The following is a 14,734-nucleotide window of genomic DNA, read 5'->3' as shown; positions in this document are numbered from 1 at the left end:
GCATCTTGCAGCCGGGCTATGTCATATCCGGGGCCGCCCATGCGGGGCTGATCGGCTGGCTGCTGTTCGGCTCCTTCTCGGTGCCGCCGCAACCGGCTGTCGAGGTCACGAACGTCGCGATGATCTCGAACGAGGAATTCGCCGCGATCATCGCCAGCCAGCAGCCGCCCGGCGCCGCGACCGAGGTCGAGGCGCCCGAGGCACCCGAGCCCGAGGCGCCCGGCACCCCCGAGGTGAGCGGCGCACAGGACGCGCAGCCGGAACAGGCCGAGCCCGCGCCGACCGAGGCGGCGGAACAGGATCCCGTGCCCGAGCAGCCCGATCCGATCCCGCCCGCCCCCGAAGAGGTGGCGGACGAGGCGCCGGTGATCGAGCAGCCGACCGAGGACATCGCCGCCCTGCCGCCCGAACCGCGCCCCGATCCCGAGGCCGCGCCGCGTGACGTGCCGCGCGTGGCACCGGAACCGGTGGTGCGCCCGGAACCCGACGTGAAGGTCGACGACACGGTGCAGCAATCGGCCGAGGCCGCCGAGGAGGCCGAGGTCCAGCAGGACGAGCAGGAAGCCACCGCGCCCGAGGAGGCGACGACCGAGATCGTTACCGAGGCCGAGAAGGACAAGCCGTTGGCACCGGCGGTGTCGAAGCGGCCCAAGCCGCGCCCGGCGGTCCAGCAGGCGGCGGTTGAGCCCAAGCCCGAGCCGGCCCCGGAGACGCAGACCGATCCCAAGCCCGCCGAGCAGCCGAAGCCCGAGGCGCCCAAGACCGATAGCTCTGCCGTGAACGCGGCGCTGGAGAAGGCGCTTGGCGGTGGCGAGGCCGAGACGCCCGCCCCCTCCGGCCCGCCGCTGACCGGCGGCGAAAAGGATGCTCTGCGCGTCGCGGTGTCGAATTGCTGGAACACCGGCAGCCTTTCCTCGGACGCACTTCGCGTTACTGTGGTGGTGTCGGTGTCGATGCAGGAAGACGGCCGGCCCAACACCGGGTCGATCAAGATGGTCTCGTCCTCGGGCGGCAGCGACAGCGCGGCACGGCAGGCGTTCGAAGCCGCCCGGCGGGCGATCATCCGCTGCGGCACCGACGGCTACGACCTGCCGCGCGAGAAATACGGCCAGTGGCGCGACATCGAAATGACATTCAACCCGGAGAAGATGCGGATCAAATGACACATCTGACCAGCCTTGCGAAGACCGCGCTCCTGGCGCTGACCGTAGCCCTGCCGGGCCTTGCCATGGCGCAGGACGGACCCCTCCGCATCGAGATCACCGAGGGCGTGATCGAACCCCTGCCGGTCGCCGTGCCCGATTTCGTGGCCGAAAACCCGGCCGCCGCGCAGATGGCGGTGCAGCTGGCCGACGTGGTGGCCGCCGACCTGACCGGCACCGGTCTCTTCCGCGAGGTGCCGCCCTCGGCCTACATCAGCCAGGTGACGAGCTTCTCGGCCCCGGTCCAGTATGCCGACTGGAAGGCAATCAACGCGCAGGCGCTGATCACCGGCGCGGTGTCGATGGACCCGGGCGGGCGGCTGACGGTCAAGTTCCGGCTCTATGACGTCTTTTCCGGGCAGGAGCTGGGCGATGGCCTCCAGTTCACCGGGACCGAGGCCGGCTGGCGACGGATGGCGCACAAGGTGGCCGACGCGGTCTATTCCCGGATCACCGGCGAGGGCGGCTACTTCGACAGCCGCGTCGTCTATGTCGGCGAGACCGGGCCCAAGGACGACCGGCGCAAGCGGCTGGCGATCATGGATTACGACGGGGCCAACACCCAGTACCTGACCGACAGCTCGTCGATCGTGCTGGCGCCGCGCTTCTCGCCCACGGGCGACCGGGTGCTCTACACCAGCTACGAAAGCGGCAGCCCACGGATCTATGTCCTCGATGTGGCCAGCGTCGGCCGGCGCGAGCTGCCGACGGCGGGCGGCAACATGGCGTTCTCGCCCCGCTTCGGCCCGAACGGGCAGACGGTGGTCTATTCGCTGGAATCGGGCGGCAACACCGACCTCTATTCGATGAACGTCGCCTCGGGGCAGTCGACCCGCCTGACCCAGGCACCGTCGATCGAGACCGCGCCCAGCTTTTCGCCCGATGGCAGCCAGATCGTGTTCGAAAGCGACCGGTCCGGTACGCCGCAGCTCTACATCATGCCCGCAGGCGGCGGCGAGGCGCGGCGGATCTCCTTTGGCCAGGGCCGCTACGGCACGCCCGTCTGGTCGCCGCGCGGTGACCTGATCGCCTTTACCAAGCAGTCCAAGGGCCGGTTCCACATCGGCGTGATGCGCACCGACGGGTCCGAGGAACGGCTGCTGACGGCGAGCTTCCTCGACGAGGGCCCGACCTGGAGCCCGAACGGCCGCGTCATCATGTTCACCCGCGAGACGCAGGGCGCTCAGGGCGCATCCTCCCTCTACTCTGTGGACATCACCGGGCGGAACCTGAAACGAATTCCGACCGACGGCGGCGCGTCGGACCCGGCTTGGTCGCCCTTGCAGAACTAGGGCATTTCGGCCCGCGTTTCTTTCGCAAACGCCATGTGTTACCGTCACGCCAATACAACAAGCTCACCAATGAGATCGAGGCACGAGACATGAGCATCCTACCCCGCGCGGCCATCCTGATCGCCGCCCTTGGCCTTGCGGCCTGTTCCAACGACCGTTTCAGCGACACCACCTACAACGGCGGCGCCGGAGGCGGCGCGGGCGGGTTCGTCGCGGGCAGCGCCAGCGATCCGTCCTCGCCGGCGTACTTCCAGCAGGCGGTCGGGGACCGGGTGCTCTTCCTGGTCGACCAGTCCTCGCTCACCAACGAGGCGCGCGCGACGCTGGACGGGCAGGCGCAGTGGCTGCTGACCAACACCGACTATGCCGCCACCATCGAAGGCCATGCCGACGAACAGGGCACGCGGGAATACAACCTTGCCCTCGGCGCCCGCCGGGCCAACGCGGTGCGCGAATACCTGGTGTCCAAGGGTGTCGCCGGGTCGCGCCTGAACACGGTGAGCTACGGCAAGGAACGCCCGATCGAGATCTGCTCGGAAGAGGCCTGCTATGCCAAGAACCGCCGCGCCGTCACGGTGATCACCGCCGGCGGCCTGACGAGCTGACCCGCGCGATGATCCGTCCGGTCCTCATCCTCAGCCTCACCTTCGGCCTCGCCTTCAGCGGCGGGGTCGGGGCCCAGTCCAACGACGAGACGCTCGCCGACATCCGGCAGGAGTTGACGGTGCTCTACGTCGAGATCCAGAAGCTCAAACGCGAATTGTCGACCACCGGGGGCGCCGGTGGCCTCCAGGTCGGCGGCTCGGCCCTCGAACGGCTCGACGCGCTCGAGGCCGAGGTCCAGCGCATGACCTCCAAGACGGAAGAGCTTGAGTACCGGGTGGACCAGGTGGTGCGCGACGGCACCAACCGGATCGGCGACCTGGAGTTCCGGCTGGTCGAGCTGGAGGGCGGCGACCTGTCCAAGCTGGGCGATACGCCGACGCTGGGGGGCGGCAAGATGCCCGACATCCCCGCCATCACCCCGCCCGCGACCGAGGCGCCCGCCGCCCCCGAGACCGAGCTGGCGATGAGCGAGCAGGCCGATTTCGACCGCGCGAAGGAAGCGCTGGCCGCCGGCAACGCGCAGGAGGCGTCGAACCTCTACGCGACGTTCCTGTCGACCTATCCCGGATCGCCCCTGTCGGCCCGGGCGCAGATCGGCCAGGGCCGGGCGCTGGAAATGCTGGGCGAGACGAGCCAGTCGGCACGGGCCTTCCTCAACGCCTTTTCCGGTGCTCCGGACGGCCCGAACGCGGACGAGGCGCTGTTCAACCTCGGCCGGATGCTGGGCCAGCTCAACCAGGTCAGCGAGGCCTGCGTGACGCTTAGCGAAATCGCGGTCCGGTTCCCGGATTCGCCCTTTGTCCAGCAGGCCCAGGCCGAGAAACAGGCCCGGTCCTGCCCGTGAGAGACGGGGATCCCGCGGCCGCCGAGCCCCGGCTGCGGGAAACCATCCTGTCCCATCTTCTGCCCGATCCGCCCGTCCGGCTGGGTGTCGCGGTGTCCGGCGGGGGCGATTCCACGGCGCTCCTCCTCCTCCTCTCCGACATTGCAGCCGACCGGGGCATCGCCCTGCACGTGGTGACCGTCGACCACGGGCTGCGCCCCGAGGCACCGGCGGAGGCGGCGCAGGTCGCGGCGCTGGCCGCACGGCTCGGGCATCCCCACAGCACCCTGCGCTGGACCGGCTGGGACGGGCAGGGCAACACGCAGGACGCCGCCCGCCGCGCGCGGTTCGACCTGATCGCGGCCTGGGCGCGGGAGGGCGGGATCCCGGTCGTGGCGCTCGGCCATACGGCAGACGACCAGGCCGAAACGGTGCTGATGCGCCTGGCCCGCGCGTCGGGCGCCGACGGGCTGTCGGGCATGCCTCTGCGCCGCGTACACGACAACGTGACCTTCCTGCGACCGATGCTGGACCTGCGCCGCGCGGAGCTGCGCGAGATGCTGCGCCGGCGGGGGCAGGACTGGATCGAGGACCCCAGCAACGACGACCCGGCCTATGATCGCATCCGCATCCGCCAGGCGCTCGACGCGCTCGCACCGCTCGGGCTGACGGTTCCGGCGCTGGCGACAGTGGCCGGGAACTCGGCCGCGATCCGTGCCACGCTGGACCACTATGCCCTGGCCGAGGCACGGGCCTGCGTGACCTTCGACCGGGGCGATATCCTCATGGATCGTGGGCATTTCGCCGCCCTCCTGCCCGAAATGCAGCGCCGCCTTTTGATCGCTGCCCTGCGCTGGCTGACCGGCGCCGCCTATCCCCCGCGGCGTCGCCCGCTGGCCATGATGCTCGACGCGATCGCGGCGGGGCAGGACATGACGCTGGCCGGCTGCCGGGCGCTGGTGGGGCGCGAGACCCTGCGCCTGACGCGCGAGGCGGCGGCGCTGACGGGGCAGATCGTCGCGCCCGGCGCGGTCTGGGACGGACGCTGGCGGCTCGCGCCGCCGCCGGGTGACGTCACGCCAAAAGGTGCCGAGATCCGTCCCCTGACCCTCGCGGGGGTTGCCGATTGCCCCGGCTGGCGCGACACTGCATTGCCGCGCGCCACGCTCGCGGCCTCGCCCGCCGCGTGGCACGGGGCGCGGTTGCTGGCGGCGCCCCTCGCCGGGCGGGCGGAGGGCTGGCGGCTCGAACTGACCCGCGACCAGGATACCTTCTTTGGATTCTTCGCGTCGCATTGAACGGACCAAGGTGAAACATATTTAATGTTCACCGCCCCTGTGCTAGGCGCAGGCTTACGCTTTTTGAGGAGAGGCATCCTTGGGCACCGCAAGAAATATCGCCTTCTGGGTCGTACTGCTGCTGTTGATCGTGGCGCTGTTCAACCTGTTCAGCGGATCCGGCAGCACGCTTCAGAGCCGCGAGATCCCCTATTCGCAATTCGTGGACTCGGTGGAGGACGGCAACGTGTCCTCAGCCACGATCGACGGCGAACAGGTCCGGTTCCGGGGCACCGATGGGAACGACTACGTCACCATCAAGCCGCAGGATGCGGAAGTCACCAACATGCTGATCGACGCCGGCGTGCCGGTCAGCGCCAAGAGCCAGGAGGAAAGCGGGTTCCAGGCCTTCCTCGTGTCACTGCTGCCGATCCTGCTGCTGATCGGCGTGTGGATCTATTTCATGAACCGCATGCAGGGCGGCGGTAAGGGCGGGGCCATGGGCTTTGGCAAGTCCCGCGCCAAGCTGCTGACGGAAAAGCATGGCCGCGTGACCTTTGATGACGTCGCGGGCATCGACGAGGCCAAGGAAGAACTGGAAGAGATCGTCGAGTTCCTGCGCAACCCGCAGAAGTTCTCGCGCCTCGGCGGCAAGATCCCCAAGGGCGCGCTGCTGGTCGGCCCTCCGGGCACCGGTAAGACGCTGCTCGCACGCGCGATCGCGGGCGAGGCAGGCGTGCCCTTCTTCACCATCTCGGGCTCCGACTTCGTCGAGATGTTCGTGGGTGTCGGTGCCTCCCGCGTCCGCGACATGTTCGAGCAGGCCAAGAAGAACGCGCCCTGCATCGTCTTCATCGACGAGATCGACGCCGTCGGCCGTCACCGTGGCGCAGGCTACGGCGGTGGCAACGACGAACGCGAACAGACCCTCAACCAGCTGCTGGTCGAGATGGACGGTTTCGAGTCGAACGAGGGTGTCATCATCCTTGCGGCAACCAACCGCCGCGACGTGCTCGACCCCGCGCTGCTGCGTCCGGGCCGCTTTGACCGCCAGGTCACCGTGCCGAACCCGGACATCAAGGGCCGCGAGAAGATCCTGGGCGTGCATGCCCGCAAGACCCCGCTGGGCCCGGATGTCGACCTGCGCATCATCGCGCGGGGCACCCCCGGCTTCTCGGGTGCAGACCTCGCCAACCTGGTGAACGAGGCGGCGCTGATGGCCGCCCGTGTCGGCCGCCGGTTCGTCACGATGGTCGATTTCGAGAACGCCAAGGACAAGGTCATGATGGGCGCCGAGCGCCGGTCGATGGTCCTGACGCCCGACCAGAAGGAAAAGACCGCCTATCACGAAGCCGGTCACGCCATCGTCGGCCTCGAGCTGCCGAAGTGTGACCCGGTCTACAAGGCCACCATCATCCCGCGCGGAGGCGCGCTCGGCATGGTCGTCTCGCTGCCGGAAATCGACCGCCTGAACTGGCACAAGTCGGAATGCGAGCAGAAGCTGGCCATGACGATGGCCGGCAAGGCCGCCGAGGTGATGAAGTATGGCGAGGACGAGGTGTCGAACGGCCCGGCCGGCGACATCCAGCAGGCCTCCGGCCTGGCCCGCGCCATGGTCCTTCGCTGGGGCATGTCCGACAAGGTCGGCAATGTCGACTACGAACAGGCCCACGAAGGCTACATGGGCAACGGTGCCGGTGGCTTCTCGGTCTCGGCCCACACCAAGGAGCTGATCGAGGAAGAGGTGAAGCGCCTGATCGACGAGGCCTACCAGTGGGCCTACAAGATCCTCACCGACCGCCACGAGGAGTGGGAGCGCCTGGCGCAGGGCCTTCTGGAATACGAGACCCTCACCGGCGACGAGATCAAGCGCGTGATCCGGGGCGAGCCGCCGCAGGCCGACAAGGACGAAGAGGACAAGTCGGACGCCGGGTCCGCCCCTTCGGTCACCGCCATCCCGAAAACCAAGCCGCGTCCCAAGTCGGACGGCGGGCTGGAGCCGGAACCGACCGCCTGAGCGTGACGTTACCGACAGATGACAGGGGCCGGACATTGTCCGGCCCTTGATCTTTTCAGCGCCGGGTGCAGGTTGCATGCAACTGTATGCAAGGGCGCCCGAGGGCGGAGGAACACGATGACGGCACAGGATTGGAACCCCGAACTTTACGGACGTTTCGGCGACGTGCGCCTGCGGCCCGCGCTGGACCTTCTGGCGCGGGTCGGCGGGCTGCCCGCGGGCGATATCGTCGACCTCGGCTGCGGTGCGGGGCCGGTCGGTCCGGCGCTGGCACAGCGTTTCCCCGACCGGCGGATCACGGGCGTCGACACCTCGCGCAGCATGCTGGCCAAGGCGCGGGAGACCGGCGCCTACGCCGACCTGGTCGAAGGCGACATCGCGTCGTGGCAGCCAGAGGCGCCCGCGACGCTGATCTTCTCGAACGCGGCGCTGCAGTGGCTGGGGGACCACGACAGCCTGCTGCCCGCCCTTGCCAGGCGCCTGGCCCCGGGCGGCACGCTCGCCGTGCAGATGCCGCGCCAGAACCGCGCGCCGTCGCACCGCATCTGGCGCGACCTGGTCGAGGACAATTTCCCCGGGCGCGCTGCCGCCGTGCAGAGCCCCGTGACGCTCGACCCGGTCGAATATCACCGCATCCTCGCGCCCCTCGGGCGGCTCTTTCTCTGGGAGACGGAGTATTTCCAGATCCTGCCCGCCGCCGACACCGGCCACCCGGTGCGCCATTTCACCTCCTCAACCTTCGCGCGCCCGATCCTCGACGCGCTGGACGAGGGCGAGCGGGTGATGATCGAGAAGCTCTATGACGAGGCGATGGAGGCGGCCTATCCCCGGTCCGCCAACGGTTCTGTCCTGTTCCCGTTCCGCCGGCTGTTCTTCACGCTGGACATCGGCTGACCGCTCGGGCTTCCTGCGCCCGCAGACAGGAGGAATGCCGATGGCCGCGCTCAAGAAGACCACCCATGCCGCTGAAATCGTCTGGCTGGGCCGCGTGGCCGACCGCGAGGCGGCGCTGGCCTCGTCCGGTGCCCCGTCGTTGGCCTTCGGCTTTGCCGGACCCGAGGGCGAGGCCCATGGCGGCGAGACGCGGCCGTCCTGCAGCCGGGTCCTCGGGCTCTATCCCCGCAACACCGAGATCCGGAACACCCGGCAGGTCGCGATCCTGTCAGAGGAAGAGCTGCAGGCCATCGCGGACGAGATGGGGCTGGACACGCTCGACCCGGCCTGGCTGGGCACCACGATCCTGCTGCGCGGCATCCCGGATTTCAGCCATGTCCCGCCGGGTTCGCGGCTGCAGGGGCCGGACGGCTGCACCTTGACCATCGACATGAACAATCGCCCCTGCACCCTGCCGGCCCGCGTGATCGAGGACCTGCGCCCCGGCTTCGGAAAGGCGTTTAAGCCGGCGGCCGAGGGGCGGCGGGGCGTCACCGCCTGGGTGGAGCGGGTGGGGCAGCTGACGGTGGGCGACAAGCTCACGCTCTTCATCCCCGACCAGCGCCCCTGGGCCGAACTCGACGCGGCGCGCCGGGCCGGCTGAGGGGCCCATCAGGCCAGGATCGCCGCGAACAGCAGCAGGCTGAGGGCAAAGGATGCGTGGATGGTGATTGCGACCGCTTTCATCTGTCTCTCCCGTTTTCCGAAATTGTCGGATTGAAAGTTTAACAATCCGTAGACGCTGCAAGTTCCCGGAAACCAGTTTCCCCTTTCGGCGCAATCCGTTTCCGACGAGAAACGGCCTTGCCGATTCAGCCGTGGAAAAGGTCGGAATTGCCGCGCCGCCCCTGCATCCGTAGGGGTATGGGGGACCAGGGAGTCCGTTCCGACCGGAGAGGAGCCAACATGACCGTGACATCCGACATCGAGATCGCCCGCGACGCGAAGAAGAAACCGATCCAGGACATCGGGGCTGTGCTGGGTATCCCGCCCGAGGACCTCGTCCCCTACGGCCACGACAAGGCCAAGGTGGCACAGCACTTCATCGACGGCGTGCAGGACCGCCCGAACGGCAAGCTGATCCTCGTCACCGCGATCAACCCGACACCGGCGGGCGAGGGCAAGACCACGACGACCGTGGGCCTCGGCGACGGGCTGAACCGGATCGGAAAGAAGGCCGCGATCTGCATCCGCGAGGCGAGCCTGGGGCCATGCTTCGGGATGAAGGGGGGCGCGGCCGGGGGCGGCTACGCCCAGGTCGTGCCGATGGAGGACATGAACCTCCATTTCACCGGCGACTTCCACGCGATCACCGCGGCGCACAACCTGCTTTCGGCGATGATCGACAACCACATCTACTGGGGCAACGAGCTGGACATCGACCAGCGCCGGGTGGTCTGGCGCCGGGTGATGGACATGAACGACCGGGCGCTGCGGGACGTTGTGACCTCGCTCGGCGGCGTCTCGAACGGGTTCCCCCGGCAGACCGGCTTTGACATCACGGTGGCGTCCGAGGTGATGGCGATCCTCTGCCTCGCGACCTCGCTCAGCGACCTGCAGGACCGGCTGGGCGCGATCATCGTGGCCTACCGCCGCGACCGCACGCCGGTCTATGCCCGCGACCTGAAGGCCGACGGCGCGATGACGGTGCTCTTGAAGGACGCGATGCAGCCGAACCTCGTCCAGACGCTCGAGAACAACCCCGCCTTCGTGCACGGCGGCCCCTTCGCCAACATCGCGCATGGCTGCAATTCGGTCATCGCGACGACCACGGCCCTGAAATGCGCCGACTACGTCGTGACCGAGGCCGGGTTCGGCGCGGATCTCGGCGCTGAGAAATTCATGAACATCAAGTGCCGCAAGGCCGGGATCGCGCCCGATTGCGTGGTGCTGGTGGCGACCGTGCGGGCGATGAAGATGAACGGCGGTGTGGCCAAGGGCGACCTGGGCGCCGAGAATGTCGAGGCGGTGAAGAAGGGCTGCCCGAACCTCGGCCGGCACATCGCCAACATCAAGATGTTCGGCGTTCCGGTGGTGGTGGCGATCAACCACTTCCTCGGCGACACCGAGGCCGAGATCGCGGCCGTGAAGGGCTATGTGAAGGAGCAGGGCAGCGAGGCTATCCTCTGCCGGCACTGGGCCGAAGGCTCGGCCGGGATCGAGGACCTGGCCCGCCGGGTGGCCGAGGTGGCGGATGCCGGCAAGGCGCAGTTCGCCCCTCTCTACCGGGACGACATGCCGCTCTTCGACAAGATCGAGCGCATCGCCAAGCGCATCTATCGCGCTGACGACGTGATGGCGGACAAGAAGGTGCGCGACCAGCTGCACGAGTGGGAAAAGGCAGGCTACGGCCACCTCCCGGTCTGCATGGCCAAGACGCAGTATTCGTTCTCCACCGATCCCAACCTGCGCGGGGCCCCGACCGGGCACAACCTGCCGATCCGCGAGGTCCGGCTGAGCGCCGGGGCGGGGTTCGTGGTGGTGATCTGCGGCGAGATCATGACCATGCCGGGCCTGCCCCGCGTGCCCTCGGCCGAAGCGATCATGCTGAACGAGGCAGGCCAGATCGAGGGGCTGTTCTGAGCATGGGCCGCGCGGAGCCGAGCGGGATCGACACGATGGCCGACCTCCGCGGGCAGATCGACGCGATCGACGGGGAGCTGCTGAGCCTGCTGGCGGAACGGCAGCGCCACGTCGACCGGGCGGTGGTGCTGAAACAGGCAGAGGGCATTGGCGCCGCCGCGCCGGGCCGGGTGGCCGAGGTGCTGGCGAAAGTCCGGGGCAGGGCCTTGGACTCCGGCCTCGATCCGGCTATCGCCGGGGCCATCTGGCAGGTGATGATCGAGGGCTTCATCGCCCGCGAGGAACGCATTCTGGGCAAGGACGGGACGGACAGATGAGCGCGATTATTCTGAACGGCAAGAGCTTCGGGGCACGGCTGCGCGAACGGGTGGCCGAACACGTGGCGGGGCTGAAAACCGAGGGCGTCGTGCCGGGGTTGGCGGTGGTGCTGGTGGGAGAGGACCCGGCGAGCCAGATCTACGTCCGCAACAAGGGCATCGCGGTCAAGGAGGCCGGGATGAACGGCTGGGAATACCGGATGCCCGCCGAGACGTCCGAGGCCGACCTGCTGGCCAAGGTGGAAGAGCTGAACAACGACCCCGCGGTGCACGGGATCCTCGTCCAGCTGCCGCTGCCCAAGCACATGGACGACACCAAGGTGATCAACGCGATCGCGCCGGAAAAGGACGTGGACGGGTTCCACATCCTGAACGTCGGCAAGCTGGCGACGGGGCAGAAGGCCATGGTGTCCTGCACGCCGCTCGGCTGCCTGCTGCTGCTGCGCGATCACCTGGGTGATCTGTCGGGAAAAGAGGCCGTCGTGATCGGCCGTTCGAACATCGTTGGCAAGCCGATGGCCCAGCTTTTGCTGGGCGAAAGCTGCACCGTCACCATCGCGCATTCCCGCACAAAGGACATCGCCGAGGTGGTGCGCCGCGCCGATATCGTGGTCGCCGCCGTGGGGCGGCCCATGATGGTGCAGGCCGACTGGATCAAGCCGGGCGCGACGGTCATCGACGTGGGCATCAACCGCATCCCCGCCCCCGAGAAGGGCGAGGGCAAGACGCGGGTCGTGGGCGACGTGGATTTCGAGTCGGTGGTCGAGGTCGCAGGGGCGATCACGCCGGTGCCGGGCGGGGTCGGGCCGCTGACCATCGCCTGCCTTCTGGCCAACACCGTGACCGCCGCCTGCCGCGCGCATGGCCTGCCGGAGCCCGAGGGGCTGGCTGTCTGAACAGACCGAACGCCACGTCGGTATCGCGTCGGTATTACGTCGGTATCGCGTCGGTGTTTTTGTCGGTGTCCCCGCGTCAGACCGGGACCGGCATCATCGTGCCCTGCAGGATCGCGACCGGCTTGGTCGTGTCGCCGGTGCGGGCCACGACCTCGGCCGTGACGATCGACAGGCGGCGGCCGGGACGGATGAGCTTGCCCGTCGCGATCAGCTCGTCCCCCATGGCGGGCGTCATCAGGTTGATCTTGATCTCGACGGTAAGGATCTCGTGCCCCTCGGGGGCCATGGTCAGCGCGGCGTAGCCCGCCGCCGTGTCCCCGATGGTGAAGCTGAGCCCGGCGTGGCCATAGCCCTGTTGCTGGCGCGAGGACGGCAGGATGGGCGCGCGGATCTCGACCAGTCCCGGCTCCACGCGGGTCAGCCGCGCGCCAAGGGTGGCGAGCATGGGCGAGGCGTCGAAGCTTGTCCGGACGCGGGAGAAGAGCGGATCGGTCATCCGGGCGATCTTGGCGGCGGCAGGATGAGGCGGCAAGCGGTTTGCGCGGATGTGGGGGCGGGGTGGAACCCCGTCCGACGGGGCATCGGGATCGCGGGCCGTCAGCGGGGCATCGGGATCGGGCGCGGGGTCTTGCCGGTCAGGATGGCCAGCGCCCCGGGGCGCATCAGGGTGGCCAGCACCGGGTCACGGCTGCGCAGACCGCCGGTGTAGGCGCCGTAGGCGGGCAGGATCAGCCGGTCGGCATCGAGCAGGAAACACGGCCGGGTGACGCTGTGCCCGCGGGCGGTCAGGCTGGCCTTGGGGTGGTAGTGGCCCGAGACTTCGGCCACCGCGCCGGACTGCGCGATGTGGCGGAAGGTGAGCGCGGCGAGCGCCAGTTCGGCGCGGTGTTCGCCGCCCAGGCCGAGCGGGCCGGGATCGTGGTTGCCCTCGACCCAGATCCAGCGGCGGCCGGCCTGCAGGCGTGTGAGCCAGAGCAGCTCCTCCTCGTCCAGCGACAGGGCCGCGGCGCGGTCGTCGAAACTGTCGCCGAGGCAAAGGACGCTGGTGGCCCCGGTCGCCTCGATGTCCGCCTCGAGACGGGACAGCGTCTCGCGCGTTTCGTAGGGCGGCAGCTGCTGGCCGGTGCGGCGGGCGACGCGTTCGGATTTTCCGAGATGCAGGTCCGACACGACGAGCAAGGCGCGGTCTGGCCAGTGCAGGGCACCGGAGCCGAGGGCGTGAAGGGTCGCGCCGTGGAAGGAAAAGGCGTGGGCGGTCATCGGTCGTGCATGGCGCGGAGGCGTGGCGGTTGGGGTCGGCCCCCTGTCCCGGCCCGCGCCCCCGGACGGAGAGGGGGCGATCGTCCCGGGTGCGGTGGCGTCGGGGCGCGGTGCGGCGGTCAGGACTTGCCGACGTTGTCGGCGAAGGCCTTGTCGAACGCGGCCTTCTTGTCGGCGTCGGCCTCGGTCTGGTGCTGCGCGCGCCAGTCGTCGTAGGGCATGCCGTAGAACGCCGCGCGGCCCTCGTCCTTGGTCATCTCGATGCCGCGGGCGTTGGCGGCCTCCTGGTACCAGCGCGAGAGGCAGTTGCGGCAGAATCCGGCGAGGTTCATCAGGTCGATGTTCTGCACGTCCGGCCGCTGGGTCATCAGGTGGTCGCGCAGGGTGCGGAAGGCCGCGGCCTCGAGTTCGATGCGGGTCTGGTCGTCGATGTCCGGCATGGCGGGGCTCCTTGCGGTGATGGGGGTAATCTAGGGGCCGCAGCGGCAGGACGGAAGGGGGCGTGCGTGTGTGGGGCGGTGTGGGGGAGGTGCGTGCGGAGCACGCACCCTACGGTTAGAGGGCGGAGGTGGTCAGGGCTTCTTGCAGGATGGGGGCGAGGCGCGTGGCCCAGGCCCTTTGGCCCGCTTCGGTCGGGATCAGGTCGTTGCGCAGCTCGATGGTGATGGGGGTAATCTAGGGGCCGCGTCTGCGGGACGAAAGGGGGGCTTGCTGGTGTGGGGGAGGTGCGTGCGGAGCACGCACCCTACGGTTAGAGGGCGGAAGCGGTCAGGGCCTCTTGCAGGATGGGGGCGAGGCGCGTGGCCCAGGCCTGTTGGCCCGCTTCGGTCGCGATCAGGTCGTTGCGCAGCTCGATCAGGACGTTCGGGCGGCCGTGCCGGATGGCATGCGTCTCGACCGCGTCGCCGGGCAGGTGACCGCCGTAGGGCTCGTTCTCGCCCACGCAGAGGTCGGGCTCGGCCCGCAGGCGGGTCAGCAGGACCTGCGCCAGCCGGTCGTCCATGCCGTAAAGCACGCCGACCTGCCAGGGCCGCGGCGGGCGGCCGCGCAGCTGGGGCGTGAAGGAATGGATCGACAAGAGCACCGTGTCGTCGCGCCGCCCGGCCAGACCGGCGAGCGCCCGGTGATAGGGGCGGTAGCAGGCGTCAAGCCGCCGCTCCAGCTCTTCGGGGCCGGCGTGGCGGTTCGCGGGTATGATGGTGCCGTCGTAGAGCTTCATCAGGAGCGTCGGGTCGTCCTCGCCGCGGTTCGGATCGATCACGAGACGCGAGAAGTTCGACAGGATGGCGGGCGCATCGAGCGCCTCGGCCAGCGCCGCCGTCACCCCGGCGGCGCCCACGTCATAGGCGATGTGCCGGTCCATGTCGGCCTGCGGCAGGCCCAGCGTGCCGCCGCCCACGAAATCGGGCACGGTGTTGGCGGCATGGTCACAGGTGACCAGCCAGCGCGACGGGCGGGCTTCGCCCAGGATTTGGAAAGGGTGATATGTCATGCCTGCGTCACCCGGCCGTGGCAGGGCTCTGTCGGT

Annotated in this window: 15 protein-coding genes; 11 read left to right on the top strand and 4 right to left on the bottom strand. The window is 69.1% G+C overall.

Going from position 1 to position 14,734, the window contains the following annotated elements:
* Positions 1-5: 5 nt before the first annotated feature.
* The 11 genes from ACE2AC_RS10010 to folD all read left to right on the top strand — a co-directional run bounded on the left by ACE2AC_RS10010 (position 6) and on the right by folD (position 11,946).
* Complete coding sequence (locus ACE2AC_RS10010) at positions 6-1,163, top strand: energy transducer TonB (RefSeq protein ID WP_375691949.1); 1,158 nt, start codon at positions 6-8, stop codon at positions 1,161-1,163.
* On the top strand, positions 1,160-2,494 hold the full coding sequence (gene tolB, locus ACE2AC_RS10005; RefSeq protein ID WP_375691948.1) for a Tol-Pal system beta propeller repeat protein TolB: 1,335 nt from the start codon (positions 1,160-1,162) through the stop codon (positions 2,492-2,494). Before ACE2AC_RS10010 ends, tolB begins: the two co-directional genes overlap by 4 nt.
* Positions 2,495-2,583: 89 nt before the next feature.
* Positions 2,584-3,099, top strand: a complete 516-nt coding sequence (pal, locus tag ACE2AC_RS10000) for a peptidoglycan-associated lipoprotein Pal (protein WP_375691947.1) — start codon at positions 2,584-2,586, stop codon at positions 3,097-3,099.
* 8 nt (positions 3,100-3,107) lie between these two features.
* Positions 3,108-3,944 (top strand): tetratricopeptide repeat protein, encoded by an 837-nt coding sequence (locus ACE2AC_RS09995; protein ID WP_375691946.1) that lies wholly within the window; start codon positions 3,108-3,110, stop codon positions 3,942-3,944.
* Positions 3,941-5,221 carry a tRNA lysidine(34) synthetase TilS gene (gene tilS / locus ACE2AC_RS09990; RefSeq protein WP_375691945.1) on the top strand — a complete coding sequence of 427 codons (1,281 nt, stop codon included), beginning with the start codon at positions 3,941-3,943 and terminating at the stop codon, positions 5,219-5,221. The genes ACE2AC_RS09995 and tilS overlap by 4 nt, the downstream gene beginning before the upstream one ends.
* 79 nt (positions 5,222-5,300) lie before the next feature.
* Positions 5,301-7,217: an ATP-dependent zinc metalloprotease FtsH gene (ftsH, locus tag ACE2AC_RS09985; protein WP_375691944.1), complete on the top strand. Its 1,917-nt coding sequence runs from the start codon at positions 5,301-5,303 to the stop codon at positions 7,215-7,217.
* Between the two features lie 117 nt (positions 7,218-7,334).
* The gene (locus ACE2AC_RS09980) at positions 7,335-8,111 is read left to right on the top strand and encodes a methyltransferase domain-containing protein (RefSeq protein WP_375691943.1); all 777 of its coding nucleotides are present in this window, start codon (positions 7,335-7,337) and stop codon (positions 8,109-8,111) included.
* 40 nt (positions 8,112-8,151) lie between these two features.
* On the top strand, positions 8,152-8,754 hold the full coding sequence (locus tag ACE2AC_RS09975) for an MOSC domain-containing protein (protein ID WP_375691942.1): 603 nt from the start codon (positions 8,152-8,154) through the stop codon (positions 8,752-8,754).
* Between the two features lie 302 nt (positions 8,755-9,056).
* On the top strand, positions 9,057-10,733 hold the full coding sequence (locus tag ACE2AC_RS09970; RefSeq protein WP_375691941.1) for a formate--tetrahydrofolate ligase: 1,677 nt from the start codon (positions 9,057-9,059) through the stop codon (positions 10,731-10,733).
* A gap of 2 nt (positions 10,734-10,735) precedes the next feature.
* Entirely contained in the window at positions 10,736-11,050 is a 315-nt protein-coding gene (locus ACE2AC_RS09965) for a chorismate mutase (protein WP_375691940.1), read from the top strand.
* Positions 11,047-11,946: a bifunctional methylenetetrahydrofolate dehydrogenase/methenyltetrahydrofolate cyclohydrolase FolD gene (gene folD / locus ACE2AC_RS09960; protein ID WP_375691939.1), complete on the top strand. Its 900-nt coding sequence runs from the start codon at positions 11,047-11,049 to the stop codon at positions 11,944-11,946. Before ACE2AC_RS09965 ends, folD begins: the two co-directional genes overlap by 4 nt.
* A gap of 76 nt (positions 11,947-12,022) precedes the next feature.
* On the opposite strand, the gene ACE2AC_RS09955 is transcribed toward folD, so the two are convergent.
* The 4 genes from ACE2AC_RS09955 to ACE2AC_RS09940 all read right to left on the bottom strand — a co-directional run bounded on the left by ACE2AC_RS09955 (position 12,023) and on the right by ACE2AC_RS09940 (position 14,698).
* Positions 12,023-12,442, bottom strand: a complete 420-nt coding sequence (locus ACE2AC_RS09955; RefSeq protein ID WP_375691938.1) for a PaaI family thioesterase — start codon at positions 12,440-12,442, stop codon at positions 12,023-12,025.
* Between the two features lie 101 nt (positions 12,443-12,543).
* Positions 12,544-13,206 carry a ligase-associated DNA damage response endonuclease PdeM gene (pdeM, locus tag ACE2AC_RS09950; RefSeq protein ID WP_375691937.1) on the bottom strand — a complete coding sequence of 221 codons (663 nt, stop codon included), beginning with the start codon at positions 13,204-13,206 and terminating at the stop codon, positions 12,544-12,546.
* A gap of 119 nt (positions 13,207-13,325) precedes the next feature.
* Positions 13,326-13,637, bottom strand: a complete 312-nt coding sequence (locus ACE2AC_RS09945; protein WP_375692090.1) for a DUF1244 domain-containing protein — start codon at positions 13,635-13,637, stop codon at positions 13,326-13,328.
* Between the two features lie 320 nt (positions 13,638-13,957).
* Entirely contained in the window at positions 13,958-14,698 is a 741-nt protein-coding gene (locus ACE2AC_RS09940; protein WP_375691936.1) for an N-formylglutamate amidohydrolase, read from the bottom strand.
* Positions 14,699-14,734 lie beyond the last annotated feature (36 nt).

This window comes from Pseudooceanicola sp. LIPI14-2-Ac024 (assembly GCF_042188925.1).
In the GTDB taxonomy this organism is placed as follows: Bacteria; Pseudomonadota; Alphaproteobacteria; order Rhodobacterales; family Rhodobacteraceae; genus Pseudooceanicola.
Note: the sequence above shows the minus strand (reverse complement) of the source record. Positions and strands in the feature narration are given on the sequence as shown.